Origin of the sequence: Xanthomonas sp. SS, from assembly GCF_014236835.1 — a bacterium.
In the GTDB taxonomy this organism is placed as follows: domain Bacteria; phylum Pseudomonadota; class Gammaproteobacteria; order Xanthomonadales; family Xanthomonadaceae; genus Xanthomonas_A.
Window position 1 is genome coordinate 3,032,679 of record NZ_CP051190.1, and the last position, 20,665, is coordinate 3,053,343.

General features: G+C 68.8%; 19 protein-coding genes and 1 tRNA gene. 4 read left to right on the forward strand and 16 right to left on the reverse strand.

The window, feature by feature from the left end; genetic code table 11:
• Positions 1-24 precede the first annotated feature (24 nt).
• Positions 25-135, forward strand: coding sequence for a cytochrome bd-I oxidase subunit CydX (cydX, locus tag HEP74_RS12615; RefSeq protein WP_185813169.1), 111 nt, complete (start codon positions 25-27; stop codon positions 133-135).
• Between the two features lie 60 nt (positions 136-195).
• Positions 196-272 (forward strand) — tRNA-Pro (locus HEP74_RS12620).
• A gap of 126 nt (positions 273-398) precedes the next feature.
• Here the strand turns inward: HEP74_RS12620 and HEP74_RS21935 are convergent.
• The 4 genes from HEP74_RS21935 to HEP74_RS12640 form a co-directional block, all read right to left on the reverse strand.
• Positions 399-953: a cyclophilin-like fold protein gene (locus HEP74_RS21935; protein WP_255427732.1), complete on the reverse strand. Its 555-nt coding sequence runs from the start codon at positions 951-953 to the stop codon at positions 399-401.
• 34 nt (positions 954-987) lie between these two features.
• On the reverse strand, positions 988-2,199 hold the full coding sequence (locus tag HEP74_RS12630) for an MFS transporter (RefSeq protein WP_255427733.1): 1,212 nt from the start codon (positions 2,197-2,199) through the stop codon (positions 988-990).
• Between the two features lie 91 nt (positions 2,200-2,290).
• Positions 2,291-3,325 carry an alpha/beta hydrolase gene (locus HEP74_RS12635; protein WP_185813170.1) on the reverse strand — a complete coding sequence of 345 codons (1,035 nt, stop codon included), beginning with the start codon at positions 3,323-3,325 and terminating at the stop codon, positions 2,291-2,293.
• A 12-nt stretch (positions 3,326-3,337) separates the two neighbouring features.
• Complete coding sequence (locus HEP74_RS12640) at positions 3,338-4,387, reverse strand: NAD(P)-dependent alcohol dehydrogenase (RefSeq protein WP_185813171.1); 1,050 nt, start codon at positions 4,385-4,387, stop codon at positions 3,338-3,340.
• Between the two features lie 122 nt (positions 4,388-4,509).
• Here HEP74_RS12640 and HEP74_RS12645 point away from each other — a divergent pair, with 122 nt between their 5' ends.
• Positions 4,510-5,397, forward strand: a complete 888-nt coding sequence (locus tag HEP74_RS12645; RefSeq protein WP_185813172.1) for a LysR family transcriptional regulator — start codon at positions 4,510-4,512, stop codon at positions 5,395-5,397.
• Positions 5,398-5,493: 96 nt separating this feature from the next.
• On the opposite strand, the gene HEP74_RS12650 is transcribed toward HEP74_RS12645, so the two are convergent.
• Entirely contained in the window at positions 5,494-7,410 is a 1,917-nt protein-coding gene (locus tag HEP74_RS12650; RefSeq protein WP_185813173.1) for a CocE/NonD family hydrolase, read from the reverse strand.
• A 170-nt stretch (positions 7,411-7,580) separates the two neighbouring features.
• Here HEP74_RS12650 and HEP74_RS12655 point away from each other — a divergent pair, with 170 nt between their 5' ends.
• Positions 7,581-8,804, forward strand: coding sequence for a GGDEF domain-containing protein (locus tag HEP74_RS12655; RefSeq protein ID WP_185813174.1), 1,224 nt, complete (start codon positions 7,581-7,583; stop codon positions 8,802-8,804).
• A 48-nt stretch (positions 8,805-8,852) separates the two neighbouring features.
• On the opposite strand, the gene HEP74_RS12660 is transcribed toward HEP74_RS12655, so the two are convergent.
• The 11 genes from HEP74_RS12660 to HEP74_RS12710 all read right to left on the reverse strand — a co-directional run bounded on the left by HEP74_RS12660 (position 8,853) and on the right by HEP74_RS12710 (position 20,650).
• Complete coding sequence (locus tag HEP74_RS12660) at positions 8,853-10,100, reverse strand: glutamate-5-semialdehyde dehydrogenase (RefSeq protein WP_185813175.1); 1,248 nt, start codon at positions 10,098-10,100, stop codon at positions 8,853-8,855.
• 182 nt (positions 10,101-10,282) lie between these two features.
• Positions 10,283-11,473: a glutamate 5-kinase gene (gene proB / locus HEP74_RS12665; RefSeq protein WP_185813176.1), complete on the reverse strand. Its 1,191-nt coding sequence runs from the start codon at positions 11,471-11,473 to the stop codon at positions 10,283-10,285.
• Between the two features lie 16 nt (positions 11,474-11,489).
• Complete coding sequence (locus HEP74_RS12670) at positions 11,490-11,747, reverse strand: YciI family protein (RefSeq protein ID WP_185813177.1); 258 nt, start codon at positions 11,745-11,747, stop codon at positions 11,490-11,492.
• An 88-nt stretch (positions 11,748-11,835) separates the two neighbouring features.
• On the reverse strand, positions 11,836-12,633 hold the full coding sequence (locus HEP74_RS12675; RefSeq protein ID WP_185813178.1) for a hypothetical protein: 798 nt from the start codon (positions 12,631-12,633) through the stop codon (positions 11,836-11,838).
• A gap of 51 nt (positions 12,634-12,684) precedes the next feature.
• Positions 12,685-13,983, reverse strand: coding sequence for an argininosuccinate lyase (gene argH, locus HEP74_RS12680; RefSeq protein WP_185813179.1), 1,299 nt, complete (start codon positions 13,981-13,983; stop codon positions 12,685-12,687).
• 55 nt (positions 13,984-14,038) lie between these two features.
• Positions 14,039-15,007 carry an N-acetyl-gamma-glutamyl-phosphate reductase gene (argC, locus tag HEP74_RS12685; protein ID WP_185813180.1) on the reverse strand — a complete coding sequence of 323 codons (969 nt, stop codon included), beginning with the start codon at positions 15,005-15,007 and terminating at the stop codon, positions 14,039-14,041.
• Positions 15,004-15,615: a GNAT family N-acetyltransferase gene (locus HEP74_RS12690; protein WP_185813181.1), complete on the reverse strand. Its 612-nt coding sequence runs from the start codon at positions 15,613-15,615 to the stop codon at positions 15,004-15,006. The genes argC and HEP74_RS12690 overlap by 4 nt, the downstream gene beginning before the upstream one ends.
• Positions 15,616-15,620: 5 nt before the next feature.
• Complete coding sequence (locus tag HEP74_RS12695) at positions 15,621-16,937, reverse strand: acetylglutamate kinase (RefSeq protein ID WP_185813182.1); 1,317 nt, start codon at positions 16,935-16,937, stop codon at positions 15,621-15,623.
• A 59-nt stretch (positions 16,938-16,996) separates the two neighbouring features.
• Positions 16,997-18,094 (reverse strand): acetylornithine deacetylase, encoded by a 1,098-nt coding sequence (locus HEP74_RS12700; RefSeq protein WP_185813183.1) that lies wholly within the window; start codon positions 18,092-18,094, stop codon positions 16,997-16,999.
• 216 nt (positions 18,095-18,310) lie between these two features.
• Complete coding sequence (locus HEP74_RS12705; protein ID WP_185813184.1) at positions 18,311-19,552, reverse strand: argininosuccinate synthase; 1,242 nt, start codon at positions 19,550-19,552, stop codon at positions 18,311-18,313.
• A 72-nt stretch (positions 19,553-19,624) separates the two neighbouring features.
• Entirely contained in the window at positions 19,625-20,650 is a 1,026-nt protein-coding gene (locus tag HEP74_RS12710; protein ID WP_185813185.1) for an N-acetylornithine carbamoyltransferase, read from the reverse strand.
• Positions 20,651-20,665 lie beyond the last annotated feature (15 nt).

Here is a 20,665-nt window from a genome sequence, read left to right on the forward strand (position 1 = left end):
CCCATTCGCATAGGAGATTGCAGCATGTGGTACTTCGCCTGGATTCTCGGTGTCGGCCTGGCCTCCACCGCCGCCATCCTCAACGGCATGTGGTTCGAGGCGCGCGAGGGCGCCGCCGCCGACGCCGCCGACTGAAATTTTTTCGCAAAGGATCTTGCCGAATGCGGGTGACCCCCGTATCATGTGCGGCTCCTTCGGGGTGTAGCTCAGTCTGGTAGAGCGCTACGTTCGGGACGTAGAGGTCGCAGGTTCGAATCCTGTCTCCCCGACCAGTTTTACGGTCACAAGAAGCCTGGAAAACGTCAGTTTTCCGGGTTTTTTTGTGTCTGCGGCAAACCCCTGCGGACGCGGCTGGCGCTGGCGGCGCGAGGCCTGCGGCGGTGAACGCGGGGCGTCCGCTAGTCGTTGGTGAATGCGACCCGGACGTCGCCCCGGCCCAGTGCCTGCGCCAGCGCAGTCGGGTCGTCGACACGTCCCAGCCGCGTGTAGGAATAGGCGGAACCGAAGCTCGCATAGAACACGACCAGCGTCTGCGCGCCGTAGAGCATCAGGTCGCCGGCATGGATCGTGCCTGGCCGGCGCGGAGCCGCCGGCAGCGGCTGCGGCAGTTCGGCGTGTTTCTCGTTGCCGTTGAGTTCGGCCATGTCCAGCACCAGCGGCAACTGCGCGGCGAACGCGCGGGCGGCCGTGTTGTCGGCCAAGGCGATGGCGAAACGGCGATCGCCGACGGTCATCCACATGCGTGCGTCCTCCGGAGTGATGGATGCCGCGGCGGCCGCGGGCGGCGCCGCCTCCGCGCGCATGCCGGCCGCAAAAGCGCCGAGTGCCGGCAAGCCGACCAGCAGTATCGGCCAGCGCAGCGCCCAGCGTCGCCTGCGATGCCCGGCGCCGTTGCCGGCGACGGGCCGCTGCGCGCCGGGCCTCGCCTCGCCATCGTCTGGTTGCCGGGTCATGGCCATGGCGCCGACCTGCGGCGAACGCGCCGGCTCATGCGCCGCGCGCCGCGTTCGCGCGCGATGCGCGCCAGGTCAGCGCGGCCGCGAGCAGCAGCAGCGCGGCGCTGGCCACGAAGGTCGCCGCGTAGCCATTGCGATCGAACAGCATGCCGCCGATGGTCGAACCCAGGGCGATGGCCAACTGGATCACCGCCACCATCAAGCCGCCGCCGGCCTCGGCGTTGCCGGGCAGCACCCGCGCGATCCAGTTCCACCATCCCACCGGCGCAGCGGTGGCCAGCAATCCCCACAGTCCCAGCAATGCGGCCACGGCAGCGACGCGCGCGCCGAATGCAATCAGCAGCAAGGCGATCGCCGCCATCAGCAGCGGAATCGCGATCAAGGTGCGATACAGGCCGCGCTCGAGCGCGACGCCGACGAGCGTGGTACCGACGAGACCGGCCACACCGATTCCGAGCAGAAGCAGCGACAGCGTGGGCACGTTCGCCAGCGTCACGGTTTCCAGGAACGGGCGCACGTAGGTGAACAACGCGAACTGCCCCATGAAGAACGCAGCGCAGGCCGCCATGCCCAAGGCGACCGCTCGGTGCCGAAGCAACACGAACACGTTGCGCGCGCCTGCCGCGCGCGCCGCGGCCATGGCCGGCAGGCTGGCCCACTGCCAGGCGAACGCGAGCGCCGCCACCGGCACCAGGCACAGGAACGCGCCGCGCCAGCCGATCACCGCGCCCAGGTAGCTTCCGAGCGGGGCCGCGACCACCGTGGCCAACGCGTTGCCGCCATTGAAGATGGCCAGAGCACGCGGTACCTGCGCGGGCGGCACCAGGCGCATCGCGGTCGCGGCCGACATGGACCAGAAGCCGCCGATCACCACGCCGATGAGCGCGCGGCCGGCCATGTAGGTCGGATAGTTCGGGGCCAGCGCGACCACCGCGCCGGACACCGCCATCAGCCCGGTCAGCGCCAGTAACAGGCGCTTGCGGTCCATGGCGCCGGCCAAGGCGGGAATGGACAGGCTGGTGAGCACCGCGAACGCACCGGAGATGGCGATGCCGTAGCCGGCCAGGCCTTGGCTGACACGCAGATCGGCGGCCATCGGCGTCAGCAGGCTGACCGGCATGAACTCCGACGCGATCAGCGCGAACACGCACAGCGTCATCGCGCACACGCCGCCCCAGTGCGCAGGCTGCGGCGTGGCGTCGCGCGGCCCGGGTCCTGCACTTGCCTGCAGCGGCGCACTCACCGCGCTGCGCCGTGGCGGCAGCGGCCAGTTGCATGCCTGAGTGCGGTCGGCGGCAGCGCCGGATGGCGCGGGCGATTCGTCATGCGTGCGCTCACGGCGCGCCCAGGTGCTGCTTGAAGAAGGATGTCAGCTTGTCGAACGGGATCAGGTCGGTGCGGTCGTAGAGATCCACGTGGCCGGCGCCCTTCACCCAGTACAACTCCTTCGGCTGCCCCGCCAGGCGGAACGCTTCCTCGCTGAACTCCTTCGAGTGCGCCTGGTCGCCGGCGATGAACAACATCGGCCGCGGCGCGATGGTCTCGATGTCGGCGAACGGATAGAAGTTCATGAACTTGACGTTGCTGGTCAGAGTCGGATGCGTGGTGAGCGCAGGCGAAGAGCCCGCCGGGGTGAACTCGCCGCGTGCGGTTCGGTAGAAGTCGTAGAACTCGCGCTGGATCGGATGCGTCCGCGCATCGAGCGCATGCACCGTGCCGCCGGTGTACTCGGCCTTCCCGCCGCTGAATTCCACGTCGCGCTGTCGCGCCGCGGCGGCGATGATCTGCTTGCGTTGCTCGAGGGTCTGCGCGTGATTCAACCCATCGCGGTTGGCGGCGCCCATGTCGTACATGCTCACGGTAGCGATGGCCTTCATGCGCGGGTCGATCTTGGCCGCGCTGATGACGAAGCTGCCGCTGCCGCAGATGCCGAGCACGCCGATGCGCTCGCGGTCCACGAACGCCTGGCTGCCGAGATAATCCACCGCCGCGCTGAACGCCTCGGCATAGAGGTCCGGCAGCACCGCGTTGCGTGGCTGGCCCTGGCTCTCGCCCCAGAACGACTGGTCGATCGCCAGGGTAACGAAGCCCTGCTCGGCCAGCTTCTGCGCATAGAGGTTCGAACTCTGCTCCTTCACCGCGCCCATCGGGTGTCCGACGATGATCGCCGGATAACGGACGCCGCCCTTGCGCTGCTTGGGCACGAACAGGTTGCCCACGATCGTCATCCGGTACTGGTTGCGGAAGGAGACCTTTTCCGCGGTCAGCGTGTCGCTCTTGTAGAAGTTGTTCGCGCCATTGGCCATGTCTTGTCCCATCGCAGTGGATGCGCTGGCCGCCAGGGCCAGTATCAGCAGCAGTCGTTTCATCTGTCTCTCCGGTCAGGCGGCCAAGGTGGCGTTGTCGATGACGAAGCGATACTTCACATCGCCCTGCAGCATCCGCTCGTAGGCGGCGTCGATCTGGTCGGCGCGGATCAGTTCGATGTCGGCGACGATGTCGTGCTCGGCGCAGAAATCCAGCATCTGCTGGGTCTCGGCAATGCCGCCGATCATCGAGCCGGCCAGAGTGCGGCGCTTCAGGATCAGGTTGAACACCGCCGGCGACGGGTGCGGGCTGGCCGGCGCGCCGACCAGCACCATCGCGCCATCGCGCTTGAGCAGGGCCAGCAACGCGTCCAGGTCGTGCGGCGCGGCGACCGTGTTGACGATCAGGTCGATACTCTGCGTATGCGCCGCCATCTCCTGCGCATTGCGCGACACCACCACCTCGTCGGCGCCCAATGCGAAGGCAGCGTCGCGCTTGGCATCGGAAGTGGTGAACGCGACGACATGCGCGCCCATCGCGTGGGCCAGCTTCACGCCGACGTGGCCGAGCCCGCCGATGCCGACCACGCCCACCTTCCTGCCGGGGCCGGCACCCCAATGGCGCAGTGGCGAATAGGTGGTAATGCCCGCGCACAGCAGCGGCGCCACCGCCGCCAGTTGCCGTGCCGGATGGCGGATGCGCAGCACGTAGTGTTCGTGGACCACGATCTGCTGCGAATAGCCGCCCAGGGTGTGGCCGGGCGCGTCGGCGGTCGGGAAGTTGTAGGTTCCGGTCATGCCGTCGCAGTAGTTCTCCAGCCCGCTGTCGCACTCCTCGCAGTGCCTGCAGCTGTCGACGATGCAGCCGACGCCGACCAGATCGCCGGGCTGGAAACCGGCGACATGCGCGCCGACCGCTGCGACCCGGCCCACGATCTCGTGGCCCGGCACGCACGGGAACCGGGTGCCGGCCCATTCGCCGCGCGCCTGGTGCAGGTCGGAATGGCAGATGCCGCAGAACGCGATGTCGATGCGCACGTCGTGCGGGCCGGGGGCACTGCGCGCGATCCGCATCGGCTCGAGGGGCTGGTCGCCGGCGTAGGTGCCGTAGGCGTTGACGGACATGGTGGGGTTCCGGTGAGACGGGAGGATGGCCATTGTCGGCACACCGCACCCGGCTGATAAGATGATGAATCCTTGCACCCCCTATTAGTCCATCTAATCAATCGGACTGTCAGACTTGACCCATGGCACGACGCAACCTCAACGACCTGCTGGCCTTCGTCACCGTCGCCCGGGAAGGCAGCTTCACCCGCGCCGGCGCGGCGCTGGGCGTCAGCCAGTCGGCGCTCAGCCAGGCGATCAAGGCGCTGGAAACGCGGCTGCAGATCCGCCTGCTCACGCGTACCACGCGCAGCGTCTCGCCCACCGCGGCGGGCCAGCGCCTGCTGCAGGCCATCGGCAACCGCTTCGACGAGATCGAGTCGGAACTGGACGCGCTGACCGCCCTGCGCGACAAGCCCGCGGGGATCGTGCGCATCACCAGCGGCGACCACATCCTGCGCACCACCCTGCTGCCCAAGCTGACCCCGGTGCTGCAGCGCTACCCGGACGTGCAGATCGAATTCGATGTCAGCTACGGCTTCCGCGACATCGTCGCCGACCGTTTCGATGCCGGCGTGCGCCTGGGCGAAAGCCTGGACAAGGACATGATCGCGATGCCGATCGGACCGCCGCTGCGCATGGCTGCGGCCGCGGCGCCGGCCTACTTCCAGCAGCGACCGGTGCCCAAGCTACCGGGCGACCTGACCCAACACCGCTGCATCAACATCCGCTTCCCCACCCATGGCGGCATCTACGTGTGGGAGTTCGAGCGGCGCAACCGGCAGGTGAACGTGCGGGTCGAAGGCCAGGTGATCTTCAGCACCTCGCCGCCGATCGTGCGCGCCGCGCTGGATGGACTCGGCATCGCGTTCCTGCCCGAGCAGGAATTCGCACCCCATCTCGAAGACGGGCGCCTGGTGCGGGTGCTGGAAGACTGGTGCCCGCCGTTCTCCGGCTACCACCTCTACTACCCCAGCCGCCGCCAGCACTCGCCGGCATTCTCGCTGGTGCTGGACGCACTGCGTCTGTGAGCCGGGTGCGCGGCGGCGCGATACGGCATGCCGCGCACACGGAATGCGCCGGCTTCGCCGGCGCTGCACACCCGCACGACCGCCCTGCAGCGGCGCTCAGCGCACCGGCAGACTGATGTAGCTCGCCTGCTGCGGCGTGTGCCAGATGCGCTGTGTGGCCTTCTGGTAATCGCCGGGCTTGGCGAAGTAGATGTTGGGCACGTAGGTCTGCGGGTTGCGGTCGTACAGCGGGAACAGGCTGGACTGCACCTGCACCATTACCCGGTGGCCGCGCTGGAAGGTGTGGTTGGCGGTGGGCAGGCCGAAGCTGTAGGCCAGCGGCTGGTTCGGCGCGATCGGCTTGGGCGTCTCGAAGCTCTCGCGGTAGCGGCCGCGGAAGATCGCCATCGACACCGCCAGTTCATAGCCGCCCAGTTTCGGATCGGAGGCCATTTCGTCCGGGTAGACGTCGATCAGTTTCACCACCCAGTCGCTGTCGCTGCCGCTGGTGGAGGCCTGCAGGTGCACGTCGGGCACGCCGGCGATGCTAAGCGGCGCGTCCAGCGGCGCGCTGACGAAGGTCAGCACGTCCGGGCGGCCGTCGACGAAGCGCTGGTCGTGCACCAGCCAGCTGATCCACATGTCGCGATCGCCGAAATCGACCGGGCGCGGCACGAACGGCACCGGCTTGGCCGGGTCGGACACGTACTCCTCGTAATCGCCCTGCCCGGCCGTCGGCGCATCGAACGACAGCGTGCCGCCGGCGGCCAGGTACAGCGGCTTGCTGCGCGCCGCGCAGCCCTGCTCACAGCTGCGCGGCCAGGTCTGCAGGCGATCCCAGTGGTTCTCGCCGGTGTTGTAGATGAACACCGGCGGCGTGTCGGCCTTTGCCGCGCCGTCGATCAGGTACTGGTCGAAGAACGGCTTGAGTACGTCGCGGCGGAACTGCAGCGCGGTGTCGCCGTCGAACTTCAGCGCGCCCAGCGCCGAGCCGTCGTAGTTGACCTGACTGTGCCGCCACGGTCCCATCACCAGATAGTTCTTGTCGTTGCCGGCGTCGCGCGGCTCCATCGCCTGGTAGCTGTGGATCGCGCCCCACATGTCCTCCTGGTCCCACAGGCCCTGCAGCCACATCGTCGGTACCTTCAGCGCGGTGCGCGCCATCACCTTGTCCAGCGCCTGGCCCTGCCAGAACGCGTCGTAGGCCGGGTGCTCGGTGAGCTTGTGCCACCACGGCAACTGCTCCAGGCCCGCGGCCTTGGCGTAGTCGCCGGCCGAGCCGGCGCGCAGGAAATTGCTGTAGTCGTCGTGGCCGTGGCGCGGGATGCCGCTGCCCTTGCCGCGCTGGGTCAGCTGGCCGGTGAAGTAGTCGAAGTTGACCTGGCGGAACGCGCCGTAGTTGAGCCAGTCGTCGCCCATCCAGCCGTCGATCATCGGGCTTTCCGGCGCGGCCACCTTCAGCGCCGGATGCGGATCGGTCAGCGCCATGACCACGGTGAAGCCCTCGTAGGACGAGCCGATCATGCCGACCTTGCCGTTGGACTCGTGCACGTTCTTGACCAGCCAGTCGATCGTGTCCCAGGCGTCGGTGGCATGGTCGACCTTGCTGCCGTTGAGCGGGCCGCGCAGCGGCCGGGTCATCACGTAGTCGCCCTGCGAACCGTACTTGCCGCGGATGTCCTGGAACACGCGGATATAGCCGCCGTCGACGAACACTTCGTCGCCCTGCGGCAACAGGTCGCGCATATGCGGCGAGGCCATGCGGCTGGCGCGGCCGCTGGCGTCGTAGGGCGTGCGCGTCAGCAGCATCGGCGCGTGCTGCGCGCCCTTGGGCAGCACGATCACCGTGTGCAGCTTGACCCCGTCGCGCATCGGGATCATCACCTCGCGCTTGATGTAGTCGTTGGCCTCGGTCGGCGCGACGAAGGCCTTGCCGGTGACATCGGGGGTCATCGGCGCGGTCTGCGCCTGGGCGGCGGCGGCCAGCGCGGCGGCAATGACGGTGACGAGCAAGCGGGCGGCGATGGGGCGCATGGAACCTCCGGGCAGTGAGATCGCGACTGTAGGCGCAACCGCGGCCCTGGCGGAAGTGTCGCTCCCACCTCGGCGCGCATGGCGGCTGCGTCGTGAACCTGAAGCGGCGGGCCGCAGCGCGGAAAGGCGTCGGCAACGCGCCCCGCCCACGTCGGAACAATGGGGGGATAATGGCGTTTTCCGATAAGGCCTGTCTGGCAGCCGCCCGCCAGCGCAAGGCCTTCGTTGCCGCCATGGTCGATGTCCCCACGCTGCTCGGCTACACCACCGTGGTGCTGCTGTGCCTGTCGTTGCTGGTGCTGGTCGCCCGCCCGCAGGCGGGCAAGCGCCTGTGGCTGGCGATGCCGTTCTTCGCAGGCGCCTGCGGCTGCGCCTTCCTGATCCAGCCGCAGGCGTTTCCCGGCAGGCTCGGTCTGCAACTGGGCGCGTTCTGCATCACCCTCGCCTATGCGTTCGGCTGGCAGGCGATCCGCGCGTTCTACGACCGCCCGCCGCGCTGGGGCTGGCTGCTGCTGCCGGCGTTGCTGTGGCTGGGCCTGGCGATCGTCGTGTTCGACCGCTACGGCTGGGCCACGGCCAACGCGGGCCTGCGCGTCGGGCTGATCTGCCTCTACAGCGCGCTACCGGCGAGAGAACTGTGGCGCCGGCGCAACGGCGGCCTTCCGTCGGCCAGGCTGCTGGCCATCGTGTTCGCGGTGGCCGCAGGGCTGGCGGCGCTGGCGGTGGCCTTCGCGCACTGGCTGCCGCAGCCATTGGGCGCGGCGCCCGCACAGACCTGGGCGGTGGTCTTCTACAACGTGCGGATCCTGCTGCACGTGCTGCTGGCGAGCGCGCTGCTGGTGGCCATGCACAAGGAGCGCGACGCACTGCGCTACTACGACGACTCGGTGCGCGACCCGATGACCGGCCTGTACAACCGCCGCTTCTTCGAGCAGCGCGCGGAGCAATGGCGCGATCGCGGCGCGCGCCGCCGCTCGGTGCTGTTCTTCGACATCGACCATTTCAAGCGCATCAACGACCGCCATGGCCACCGGCTTGGCGACGCGGTCATCGTGCTGGCCGCGCAGGTGGCGCGGCGCAGCCTGCGCAAGGGCGACTGGATCTTCCGTTTCGGCGGCGAAGAGTTCGTCTGCGTGCTGCCGGACACCGATCTGGCGCAGGCCAACGCGATGGCCGAACGGCTGCGCCTTGCGTTCATGGCCGACGCCAGGGAAGTGGAAGGACGCCGCATCGACGCCACCATCAGCATCGGCGTGGCGACCTCGGTCGGCGGCGTGCCGCGGATCGATGCACTGGTGGCGGAAGCCGACCGCATGCTCTACCGGGCCAAGACCGCAGGACGCAACCGCGTGATATCCAGCATCAACCACGATCCGCTGCCGACCGGATCCTAGGCGCTCCGCCTGCCGCGCCGCTACCGCAGCGCAGGCAGGTAGCAACGGTCAGTGCCGCACCTGCCCCTCGCCGCGCACCACGAAGCGCTCCACGGTCAGCGCTTCCAGGCCCATCGGGCCATAGGCGTGCAGGCGCGTGGTGGAGATGCCGATTTCCGCGCCCAGGCCGAGTTCGCCGCCGTCGGAAAAGCGCGAGGAGGCGTTGACCATCACCACCGCCGCGCGCAGCGCCTGCACGAACGCCTCGGCGTTGGCCGCATCGGCGGTGGCGATGACTTCGGTGTGGTCCGAACCGTAGTGGCGGATGTGCGCGATCGCCGCGTCCAGGTCCGGCACCACGCGGATCGCCAGGATCAGGTCGAGGAATTCGGCGGCGTAGTCGGCATCGCTGGCCGCGTCGATGTCCGGCAGCAGGTCGCGGCTGGCGTCGTCGCCGCGCAGGGCCACGCCGCGCTGCTGCAGCGCCTGCGCCGCCAGCGGCAGGAAGCGCGCGGCGACGTCGGCGTGCACCAGCAGCGTCTCCAGCGAATTGCACGCGGCCGGGCGCGTGGTCTTGCCGTCCACCAGCAGCTTCACCGCCAGCTCAAGGTCCGCCGAGGCGTCCACGAACAGGTGGCACACGCCCTTGTAGTGTTTGATCACCGGCACCCGCGCGTGCTCGGCGACGAAGCGGATCAGGCCCTCGCCGCCGCGCGGGATCGCCAGGTCGACGATGTCGTTGAGCTGCAGCAGTTCCAGCATGGTCTCGCGGCGCAGGTCCTCGACCAGGGTCAGCGCGTCCTCGCCGATCCCGGCTTCGCGCAGCGCGCGCCGCAGCGCGGCGGCGATCGCGGTGTTGGAATGGATCGCTTCGGAGCCGCCGCGCAGGATCACACCGTTGCCGGCCTTGATGCACAGCGCCGCGGCATCGGCGGTGACGTTCGGGCGCGCCTCGTAGATCATCGCGATCACGCCCAGCGGCACCCGCACCTTCTGCACGCGGATGCCGTTCGGGCGCACGTCGTCGCGGGTGACCTGGCCGACCGGATCGGGCAGCGCCGCCACTTCGCGCAGCGCCGCAGCGACGCCGGCCAGGCGCTTGCCGTCCAACGCCAGCCGGTCGAGCATCGCAGTGCCGACGTCCGTGGCCCGCGCCGCCTCCAGGTCGCGCGCATTGGCGGCGAGGATCGTCTCCGCATCCGCTTCCAACGCGGCCGCCATCGCCTCCAGCAAGGCCTGCTTGGCCGCCGAGGACAACTGCGCCAACGCCTGCGCGGCGTCGCGGCATTGCAGGGCTTGGATTCGGATCGTGCTCATGGATGGTTCCAGTGTTTAGGCGGACTCGGGACTCGGGACTCGGGACTCGGGACTCGGAAAGGCTGTGCGGGCGGCGGGAACTGTCAAGCCATCGATGCGAAAGCGTTGGACTCGTTCTCGCATTTGCCGAAGGTGCGCGATGCGATGGCGTGTCGGCCTGCGCATGCGCCGGCCGGCCGAGCTCACACCGGGTCCAGGGTCCCGAGTCCCGAGTCCCGAATAACAACCAGATCGTCGCGGTGAATCACATTCTCTCCATAGCTATACCCCAGGATCGATTCGATGTCGCGCGAGTGGCGGCGGGCGATGCGGCGCACGTCGGCGGCGGAGTACTGGCTGACGCCGCGCGCCAGGCAGCGGTCGCCGGCGGCGTCGCGCAGGCGCACCTCGACCATGTCGCCGCGGCGGAAGTCGCCTTCGGCACCGGCCACGCCGCCGGGCAGCAGCGAGGCGCCCTTGTCGGCCAGCGCGGCGGCGGCGCCGGCGTCGACCAGGATCGCGCCGGGTTCGACCGGCACCTGGCGCAGCCAGTACTTGCGCGCGGCGATGCGGGTGCGCGCGGGATGGATGCGGGTGCCGCGCAGACGGTCCTGGGCCAGGCCGCGCACCACCTCGGCGCTGCGGCCGTTGAACAGGTAGGTCTCGATGCCGGCGGCGCCGGCCTTGGCCGCGGCCTCCAGCTTGGTGCGCATGCCGCCGGTGCCGACGCTGCTGGCACTGCCACCGGCCATCGCCAGCACCGCCGCGGTCAGCTCGGGGACGTCGTCCAGCGGCTGCGCACGCGGATCGCTGCGCGGATCGGCGGTGTACAGGCCGTCGATGTCGGTGGCGATGAACAGCGCGTCGGCATCGACCAGCGCGGCGACGATGGCCGCGAGATTATCGTTGTCGCCGAGCTTGAGTTCGTCCACCGACACGGTGTCGTTCTCGTTGACCACCGGCAGCGCGCCCAGCCGCAACAGTTCGCCCAGGGTGGCGCGCGCGTTGAGGTAGCGGCGGCGGTTGCGCAGGTCGTCGTGGGTCAGCAGCACCTGCGCCACCGGGCGCTCGAAGAAGCGCTGCCACAGCGCGATCAGCTGCGCCTGGCCGAGCGCGGCCAGCGCCTGCCGCGCGGCGATTGCTGCGCCGGCCTCGGCGGCCCGCGGCAGGATCGCGCGGCCGGCGGCGACCGCGCCGGAGGACACGATCACCAGTTCGCGCCCGGCCGCCAGGTTGGCCGAGACGAACTGCGCCAAGCCCAGCGCGTAGCGCGGCGACAGCCCGCCGCCGCCATCGGCGGCGAGCAGGCTGCTGCCGACCTTGAGCACCGCGCGCCGCCACGGCGGCAACGCCTGCTCGACGAACGCCGATGCGCCAGCGGTCACGACATTCATCGCCGCCGCGCCCGACTCATTGCGCGTTCCATGCATACACGCTCAGTTCGGATGCTTCCTCGATCGCCAGCGGATCCTCGGCGACGATCGCCCGCGCCTGCTCCAGGCTGGCGACGTTCTTCAGCAGGTAGGCGCCGCCGCTGCCATCGCCGAAACCGCCGGCCAGTTCCAGCAGCCCGCGCGCGCGCAATGCGGCGAGAAAATCGCGGTGCGGCTGCACCACCGACGGCGGAAAGTCCGGCTTGCGCATGGCCATCACCAGGTACAACGTCATCCTGCTTCTCCTCGATCGACTTCGTCACCGCCCGGCCAGCGTGGCCGCCCGCCATTCCCGCAGCGCCTGCCAGCGGCCGCTGTCGACACTAGCGCACCACAGCCATGCGCGTCGCCGTGAAGTAGCGCAGCAGGCGCCGCATCTTGTCCTGCGCCGAAGCGTCGCCGCCATCCTCGTCCATCCAGCTGGCGTCGGCTTCGGGATGCGGGCCGGTCAGCAGCACCGTACCGGCGCCATAGCCGTAGCGGGCCATGGCCACGTCGCCGTTGCGGTAGTGGGCGATCGGCGCATAGCCCGAGGCGGCGTTGCCGGTGAAATACGGGCCGTCCTGATAGTAGACGCGTTCCAGCGTCCCGTCCCAGCGCACATCAATCGTATGGTCGCCCTCGTCGTCGATACCCGAGTCCGGGCGTCCGACCTCCGATAGCAGCGCCACGTCGACCAGCCCGATCCAGTCGCGGTCGGCGAGATAGGCGCCCATGCACAGGCCGAGGAAGCCCTTGCCGCCGCGCACGAACGCGCGGATCGCATCGGCACTGTCGTCGCCGATGGCGGCGTAGGCGGCGGGAATGTCCTGCCCGCCGCCGGGCTGGATGTACAGGTCGAATCCGCTCAGCGTGCGCGCGTTCACCTTGAGCGGCTCGCGCTCGCCGACATAGGCGACTTCGAGCTTCAGGCCGCTTCCGCGCAACGCTTTCACCACCATTTCCGAACAACCGCGGCAACCGGCCTTGCCGCGGTACACCGCCACCTTCAGCGCGTCACCGGCTGCGGCTGCCGCATGCGCCGGAAAGCACAGCGCCAACAGCAGCGGCAACAGCAACACCGCCAGCGCGGCCCAGCCAAGGCGCTTGGCTACCTGCGGCAGCGCGGTCGATCGGTTCATGCATCCTCCTTCCGATGAAAACCCATAAACCCAGCGCGGCAGCCTGCTGCCTCAGCCGGCCAGTGCGTCCCAGCGCGCCTGCAGTTCCGCCAGACGCAGATCCGCGGCGGCGCCGGGCGAGACCCGCGCGGCCAGGCTGCCTTCCGGCGTGCGCCCCTGCCCTGCGCTGGCGGCCGACGCAGCCGCCGCCTGGTAGGCCTCGCGGAACGGCACGCCGGCCAGCGCCGCCTCGACCGCGACGTCGGTGGCGTACATGCCCGAGTCGATCGCCGCGCGCAGCCTGTCTTCGCGCCACTCCAGGTTGGCCAGCAGCGCCGGCAGCAGTTCCAGCGCGGCCAGGCCGCGGCCGAAGCCGTGGAAGATCGCGCCCTTGCTGCTTTGCAGGTCGCGGTGGTAGCCGGACGGCAGCGACAGTAACTGTTCGATCTCGGTACGCGCCGCGGCCACGCTGGCGTGGGTCGCGCGCATCAGTTCGATCACGTCCGGATTGCGCTTGTTGGGCATGATCGAGCTGCCGGTGGTGTACTGCGCCGGCAAGGCGACGAAGCCGAACTCGCCGCTGGTGAACAGCGACAGGTCCCAGGCCAGCCGGCGCAGGTCCAGGGTCGCGCTGCCCAGCGCTTCCAGCGCGGCCATCTCGAACTTGCCGCGCGACAGCTGCGCGTAGATCGGACTGATCTGCATGCGCGCGAAGCCGAGCGCGGCGGTGGTGTGCTCGCGGTCGAGTTTCAGATTGACGCCGTAGCCGGCAGCGGTGCCGAGCGGGTTGGCGTCGATCAGACGCAGCGTGTCCTGGGCGCGGATCGCATCGTCGATGAAGGCCTCGGCCCAGCCGGCCCACCACATCCCCGCCGAAGACACCACGGCGCGCTGGATATGCGTGTAGCCCGGCAGCGGCAGCGCCTGCTCGGCCTGCGCGCGGTCCAGCGCGACCTTGGCGATCTCGCGGCTCAGCTGCGCCAGTTGCGCCAGCCGTTCCTTCAGCCACAGTCGGGTGGCGACCAGGATCTGGTCGTTGCGGCTGCGCCCGGTGTGGATCTTGCGGCCGGCATCGCCCAGGCGCTCGGTGAGCCGCGCCTCGATCGCCGAATGGCCGTCTTCGAAGCGCTCGTCGAGCACGAACGCGCCGCTGCGGAAATCCTCGGCCAGGATCGCCAGTTCGCGCTGCAGCCCGGCCAGCTCGTCGGCCGACAGGATGCCGATGCGCTGCAGGCCTTCGGCATGCGCGCCGCTGGCGGCGATGTCGTGCAGGAAGAATTCGCGATCCAGGATCACATCGTCGCCGGCCAGGAACGCCTGGATCTTGGCATCGACGGCGACGCCGGGTTTTTGCCAGAGGAGATTGGTCATTTTTTGGGGGAATCGGGAATGGGGAATGGGGAGTCGAAAGCCGCGGCAAGGAAGCTCATTGCGTCTGCCCCAACACCGGAATCGCGGTCAGTTCGTCCAAGCCCAGCGCCAGGTTGAGGTTCTGCATCGCCTGGGTCGCCGCGCCCTTGAGCAGGTTGTCCAGGGTCGCCACCACTACCAGGCGCTTGTTGCCCGGGGCCAGGGTGAAGCCGCCGATCTGCACGCCGTGCTTGCCAGCGATGCGGCTGACCCACGGCGCGTCGTCGAGCACCTCGATCAGCGGTTCGCCTGCGTAACGCTCGCGGTAGCGGCGCTGGATCGTCTCCAGGGCCAGCGGTTGCTGCAGCCACAGGTTCACGGTCATGGTGATGCCGCGGAAATGCGGCGCCACGTGCGGCATGAACTCCACCGGCACGCCCAGTTGCGCGGACACTTCGCGCTCGTGCATGTGGTCGGTCAGCGCGTACGGCATCAGGTTGTCGCGCAGCAGCTCGGGGTTGTTCTTGTCCGACGGCGTGGTGCCGGCGCCGGAATAGCCGGACACGCCGAAGCACTGCGGCGGGCCGGCCAGCTGGTCGAGCAGCGGCGCGATCGCCAGCTGCATCGCGGTGGCGTAGCAGCCGGGGTTGCTGATCCGCTTCTGCCCGGCGTAACGGCCGCGGGTCAGTTCCGGCAGTCCGTAGTACCAGCTGGAATCGAAGCGGTAGTCCGCCGACAGATCGACGACGATGGTCTCGGCCGCCGCCGCGTCCAGCGCCGCCACGTAGGGCGCGGCCTTGCCGTTGGGCAGCGCCAGCACCACCGCATCGGCATGCTTGGCCGCCACCGCCTCGGCGTCCAGATTTTCGTAGCGCAGCTCGCCCTCGTAATCGGCGCTGTGCTCGGCCACGCGCTGGCCGGCCAGCTCGCGCGAGGACACGAAGGCCAGGTGCAGCTGCGGATGCGCGGCGACCAGCTTGATCAGTTCGGCGCCGGTGTGGCCGCGCGCGCCGACGATGCCGACGCCATGGGTATTGGAAGTCATGTATGCGAGTCCAGGCGGAACTGCAGGTGGCGTTTCACCCCGGCCCATTCCGTATCGATGATGGAGAACACCACGGTATCGCGCGGCGTGCCGTCGGCGTGGCGCTTGTGGTTGCGCAGCACGCCGTCCTGCTTGGCGCCGAGCCGGGCGATGGCGGCGCGCGAGGTATGGTTGAACCAGCTGGTTTCGAAGCCGACGCTGATGCACTGCAAGGTCTCGAACGCGTACTGCAGCAGCATGCGCTTGACCTCGGTATTGACCCCGCTGCGCTGCACGCGCGGCGCATACCAGGTGTAGCCGATCAGCAGCGTCGGCACCTCGGCGTCCAGGCCGTAGAAGCGGGTGCTGCCGACGACCGCGCCGGCCGCATCGCGCACCGCGAACGGCAGCACGCGGCCCTGCGCCTGCGCGTCCAGCGCCGCGGCCACATAGCCATCGACCTGGTCCGGCGCCGGCACGCTGGTGTACCACAGCCGCTCCAGGCCGCTGCCGTGCAGCGCCGCGCGCAAGGCGTCGGCATGCGCATGCTGCAACGGTTCCAGCGATGCATGCCGACCCTGCAGAATCGGCACGTCGCGCCACAGCGCAGGCAGCAGGTCCAGGCTCATCGCGCTCAGCCCAGCAGGGTCGGCTTGCGGGTGGCGCAATGCGCCACGCAGTGCTGGATCTGCTCGAAGTTTTCCAGACCGTACCAGAACACCTTCCACTTCTCCTGCTTGAAGCAGCCGTCGGATTCGGCGTAGTAGAAGATGTTGACCTGGTTGTTGTGGCGCGAGCGCCAGAACAGCTGCGGCGTCTCCTCGCGCATCACGTTCCACACCGCGCGGCCCAGGCCTTCGCCCTGCGCGTCGTCGAGCACCGCGAACTTGTCCAGGTAGGTGTAGCCATCCTCGTTGGTCAGGATCACCGCGGCGCGGTAGTTCTCGCTGACGTAGGCGCGCAGCAGCCGGGTCTTGTCGAAATAGTCCGGCACCAGAGTGCGGCCGAAGCTGGATTCGATCAGCGACTTCAACCGCTGCGTGTCCAGCTCGCTCCACGCGGTGGCGCGCAGCACCTTCTCGCCGCGCCGCACCAGCGTGCCCGAACCCTTGTGGGTGAACAGTTCCTTGGCCAGGTCGGCCGGGCGCGTGATCGACACCGACGATTCCAGCGGCAGCCGGTCCAGCAGATCCTTGATCTGTTCGATCTTGACCCGCATGCCGCCGTTGATCCACGGCTGCTGCATCAGGTGCGCGTACTCGGTGGACAGGTTGATCGAATCGATCACCCTGCCCGCCTCGTCGAGCAGTCCGCCGGTGCCGGTGAGGAAGATGATCTTGTACGGCTGCAGTTCCTGCACCAGTTCGTTGGCGGCGAAATCGGCGTTGATGTTGAGGATCTGCCCGCTCGGGGTTTCGCCCAGGCTGGTGATCACCGGGATCGAGCCGGCCTGCAGGCTGGCCTCGATCGGCGCCAGGTTCACCGCCTTGACCTCGCCGACCAGGCCATAGGTGTCGCGGTCCAGGTATTGCGCCTCGAACACCCCGCCGGTGATCGAGGTAGCGCGCGCGCCGTTCTGCTGCAGCGCTTCGACCAGCTTGAGGTTCGACGCCTGGAACACCTTGCGCACGATCGCCAGCGCTTCCGGCGAGGTTACCCGCAGGCCGTTGACGGTCTGTTTCTCGATGCCGGCGGCCGACAGCTCCGCATCCAGCTGCGGACCGGCGCCGTGCAGCACGATCGGGGTCAGCCCGACTTCCTGCAGGAACGACAGCGACGAGGTCAGCGCCTCCAGATCGTCGCGCAGCACCGCGCCGCCGACCTTGACCACGGCGAAGCGCTTGGCGTCCAGCTGCGAAAAGCGCTTGAGGTACTGGCTGATCTCCTTGGCGCTGGCCATGCTCGAGAGCAGGCGGACGATGGTCTGGCGGGTTTGCTTGTTGGCGTGCATGGCGGTGATGGCGGTTCCGTGATCCGGGATGGAAGGGCCGTGGCCCCGGCGGCGCGCGCTCAGCGCACGCCGTTGATGATGCGGTCCACCGAGGTGGCGTAGCGCTGCAGCTGCTGCAGCGTCACGAACTCGTCGGCGGTGTGCGCCTGGGCGATGTCGCCCGGGCCGTAGACCAGCGCGGTATAGCCGCCGGCCGAGAACAGCGAGGCCTCGGTCCAGAAGTCCACCGCATTGCCGATCGGCAGGTGCAGCGCATCGGCGACGTCGCGCGCGGCCAGGCGCTTGTCCTCGGCGTGCGCGATGTCACCGCTGGGCAGGCTCGGCCCGCGGAAGGTCTCCTCGAAGTGCGCGGAGGCCGGATCGGCGAAACCGGCGAAGGTCGCCAGCAGCGCGTCCACGTCCATCGACGGCAGCGGCCGGAAACCGAACCGCAGTTCGGCGGCCGGCGCGATCATGTTGGCCTTGATGCCGCCCTCGACCCGGCCGATGTTGAAGCGCAAGCCGGTCAAGCCGCCGAAGCGCGCATGCGCCAGCGACTCGACATGGTCCAGCGCCTTGCCGCCCCAGCGCAGCGCCTGGTGCAGCGCGCTGGCCGACGGATCCTGCTTGCCGGAGGCATGCCCAGCGCGGCCGGCGAAACGCATCAGCACCGAACTGATGCCGCGATGCGCCAATACCGCCTCGCTCATCGTCGGCTCGGCCACCAACACCGCCTCGTAGGGAATGCGGCGTTCCAGGAACGCGGCGATGCAGCGCGGATCGTTGGCTTCCTCGTCGCTGGAGAACAGGAACGCGGCATCGCCGTCGCCGGCATTGGCCGCCGCGATCAGTGCCGCGGCCGCGCCCTTGATGTCGCACACGCCCAGGCCGATCACGCGGTCGTCGGTGCGGCGCATGCGATGCGGGTCGGCGCTCCAGTGCGGCGAATCAGGCACCGTGTCCAGGTGCACGTTGAACAGGTACTGGGGCGTGCCGCGCACCGCGTACAGGCTGACCGCGCCGGCACCGTGATCGATCACCTCGACCTGGAATCCGGGCAGCTGCGCGCGCAGGTAGTCGAAGATGCCATCGGTGCCGATCGCGCGCGGCGGATTGCGGGTGTCGAAGGACACCAGCTGCTGCAGATGCGCGAGGGTGGGTTCGAGCAGATCGGTCATGTCGGTTGCGGCAACGGCCTGGCAGAGGTGCAGAGTCCCTTCTCCCTTCGGGAGAAGGTGCCCCGAAGGGGCGGATGAGGGTACGGGCGAAGCCTGGTGAATCGAATCTCGCGCGAGCGGGTGAAGGTGCGGGGAAGCTTGCGCGGTCGAAACGTTGTGAGGCTGCGCACGTACCCTCACCCCAACCCCTCTCCCGACGGGAGAGGGGCTTTACCTTCAGCGATTGACCTGGGCGTACAGCGTCGAGCTCATCCCGAACAGCTTGATGAAGCCTTCTGCCTCGGCCACGCCCCAGTCCGCCGACTGCGCGTAGGTCGCGCCCTTGGCGTTGAGCAGGTGCGGCGACTTCACCGCCACCGCATCGACGCGGCCGCCGCGGGTCTCCAGCGTCACTTCGCCGTTGACCTTGGCCTGCGAGGAATCCAGGAACGCCTCCAGGTCGGTCTTCAACGGGTCGTGGTAGAAGCCTTCATAGACCAGCTCCACCCACTTGCGCGCCACTTCAGGCTTGAAGCGGTTCTGCTGCTTGGTCAGCACCGCGTCTTCCAGCGCGCGGTGCGCGGCCAGCAGCGCGATCAGGCCCGGCGCCTCGAACACGATGCGGCCCTTCAGCCCGATCACGGTGTCGCCGGTGTACATGCCGCGGCCCACGCCGTACGGGGCGAACAGCTTGTTGAGCTTGGCCAGCAGCTTGGCGCCGTCCAGCGGCTTGCCGTCCACCGCCACCGCTTCGCCGTGCTCGAACTTCACCGTCACCGTCAGCGGCTCGATCGGCCACGCGCTGCGCGGCGCGCACCAGCCGCGGGTGCCCTCGCCCGGCGCTTCCCAGCGGTCGATCTCGCCGCCGGACATGGTCACGCCGAGCAGGTTCTCGTTGATCGTGTAGGCCTTCTGCTTGGCGCGCACGCCGAAGCCGCGCTCTTCCAGATACTTCTGCTCGTAGGCGCGGGTCTGGGTGTGCTCCTTCTGGATCTCGCGGATCGGGGCGACGATCTCGTAGTCGCCCAGCGCCTTGACCGCCAGGTCGAAGCGCACCTGGTCGTTGCCCATGCCGGTGCAGCCGTGCGCGATGATCCGGGTGCCCAGCTCGTCGGCGCGCTTGAGCGCGGCATCGACGATCAGGTAGCGGTCGGACACCAGCAACGGGTACTGGCCCTGGTAGCCCTCGCCGGCCCACACGAACGGCTTGACGAAGCCGCTCCAGATCGCCGGGCCGCCATCGACGGTGACGTGGCTGGCCGCGCCCAGCTCGGCGGCGCGCTTCTCGATGAAGTCGCGCTCCTCGTCGTCCACTCCGCCGGTATCGGCGAACACCGTGTGCACGGCATAGCCCTTGGCCTGCAGATAGGGAATGCAGAAGCTGGTGTCCAGGCCGCCGGAGAAGGCCAGGACGATGTCCTTGGTGCCGGGAGTCGGGATTGGGGATTCGGGATTGGTGGAAGCGGTTTGCTGCGACATGGGGGAATCTCTCTGCGGTTGACTAATTAAGAGCGGAAAGGGATGTCGCCGTTGCGAATCCCCAATCCCGAATCACGAATCCCGGCGGCCCTGGCCCGCCAGGGCCGCCATGATCGCCTTCTGCACATGCAGCCGGTTCTCGGCCTCGTCGATGGCGATGCAGTTCGGCGAATCCATCACCGCGTCGGTGGCCTTGACGTTGCGTCGCAGCGGCAGGCAGTGCGAAAACACGCCGTTGTTGGTCAGCGCCATCTTGCGCTCGTCGACGATGAAGTGCTGGTACTGGTCGCGGATCGGCTTCTCCGGGCCCCAGTTGCCGAAGAACGGCAGCGCGCCCCAGCTCTTGGCGTAGACCACGTCGGCGCCGGCGTAGGCGCTGTCGATGTCGTGGCTGACCTGCAGCGAGCCGCCGCTCTCGGCCACGTTCTGCGCCGCCCAGTCCATGTAGCGCTGGTCCAGCACGTAGTCCGGGGTCGGGCACAGCAGGGTCACGTCCATGCCCATGCGGGTGGCGATGGTCAGCGCCGAATTGGCCACCGCGGTGTTCAGCGGCTTGGGATGGTAGGTCCAGGTCAGCACGTACTTCTTGCCGCGCAGGTCCTGGGTGCCGAAATGCTCCTGCAGCGCCAGCGCATGCGCCAGCTCCTGGCAGGGATGGGTGATGGTCTCCATGTTGATCACCGGCACCGGCGAGTATTTGGCGAAGCTCTTCAGCACCAGGTCCTCGCGGTCCTTGGCCCAGTCCACGAACTTCGGGAACGCGCGCACCCCGATCAGGTCGACGTAGCGGCCGAGCACCCGCGCCACCTCGGCGATGTGCTCCTCGGTGTCGCCGTCCATCACCGTGCCCAGGTCGAACTCGATCGGCCACGCGTCCTTGCCCGGCTGCAGCACCACCGCATGCCCGCCCAGCTGGAACGCGCCCAACTCGAAGCTGGTGCGGGTGCGCATCGACGGGTTGAAGAACACCAGCGCGATCGACTTGCCCTTCAGCTCGCTGCCCAGCTTGTTGCGCTTGAACAGCGCGGCCTGGGTCAACAGCGCGTCCAGCTCGGCCCGGCTCCAGTCCTGGGTGTTCAAGAAGTGCTTCAGAGACATCGGTCCATCCTTTGC

Excerpts from the sequence above, each read along its gene's own strand:
- argH (WP_185813179.1), bottom strand. The coding sequence starts at position 13,983 with ATGACCAATCTCCTCTGGCAAAAACCCGGCGTCGCCGTCGATGCCAAG.
- HEP74_RS12650 (WP_185813173.1), bottom strand. The coding sequence starts at position 7,410 with ATGCGCCCCATCGCCGCCCGCTTGCTCGTCACCGTCATTGCCGCCGCG.
- HEP74_RS12675 (WP_185813178.1), bottom strand. The coding sequence starts at position 12,633 with ATGAACCGATCGACCGCGCTGCCGCAGGTAGCCAAGCGCCTTGGCTGG.
- HEP74_RS12635 (WP_185813170.1), bottom strand. The coding sequence starts at position 3,325 with ATGAAACGACTGCTGCTGATACTGGCCCTGGCGGCCAGCGCATCCACT.
- HEP74_RS12645 (WP_185813172.1), top strand. The coding sequence starts at position 4,510 with ATGGCACGACGCAACCTCAACGACCTGCTGGCCTTCGTCACCGTCGCC.
- HEP74_RS12655 (WP_185813174.1), top strand. The coding sequence starts at position 7,581 with ATGGCGTTTTCCGATAAGGCCTGTCTGGCAGCCGCCCGCCAGCGCAAG.
- HEP74_RS12700 (WP_185813183.1), bottom strand. The coding sequence starts at position 18,094 with ATGACCGATCTGCTCGAACCCACCCTCGCGCATCTGCAGCAGCTGGTG.
- argC (WP_185813180.1), bottom strand. The coding sequence starts at position 15,007 with ATGACTTCCAATACCCATGGCGTCGGCATCGTCGGCGCGCGCGGCCAC.
- HEP74_RS12710 (WP_185813185.1), bottom strand. The coding sequence starts at position 20,650 with ATGTCTCTGAAGCACTTCTTGAACACCCAGGACTGGAGCCGGGCCGAG.
- cydX (WP_185813169.1), top strand. The coding sequence starts at position 25 with ATGTGGTACTTCGCCTGGATTCTCGGTGTCGGCCTGGCCTCCACCGCC.
- proB (WP_185813176.1), bottom strand. The coding sequence starts at position 11,473 with ATGAATGTCGTGACCGCTGGCGCATCGGCGTTCGTCGAGCAGGCGTTG.
- HEP74_RS21935 (WP_255427732.1), bottom strand. The coding sequence starts at position 953 with ATGACCCGGCAACCAGACGATGGCGAGGCGAGGCCCGGCGCGCAGCGG.
- HEP74_RS12695 (WP_185813182.1), bottom strand. The coding sequence starts at position 16,937 with ATGCACGCCAACAAGCAAACCCGCCAGACCATCGTCCGCCTGCTCTCG.
- HEP74_RS12705 (WP_185813184.1), bottom strand. The coding sequence starts at position 19,552 with ATGTCGCAGCAAACCGCTTCCACCAATCCCGAATCCCCAATCCCGACT.
- HEP74_RS12660 (WP_185813175.1), bottom strand. The coding sequence starts at position 10,100 with ATGAGCACGATCCGAATCCAAGCCCTGCAATGCCGCGACGCCGCGCAG.
- HEP74_RS12670 (WP_185813177.1), bottom strand. The coding sequence starts at position 11,747 with ATGACGTTGTACCTGGTGATGGCCATGCGCAAGCCGGACTTTCCGCCG.
- HEP74_RS12640 (WP_185813171.1), bottom strand. The coding sequence starts at position 4,387 with ATGTCCGTCAACGCCTACGGCACCTACGCCGGCGACCAGCCCCTCGAG.
- HEP74_RS12690 (WP_185813181.1), bottom strand. The coding sequence starts at position 15,615 with ATGAGCCTGGACCTGCTGCCTGCGCTGTGGCGCGACGTGCCGATTCTG.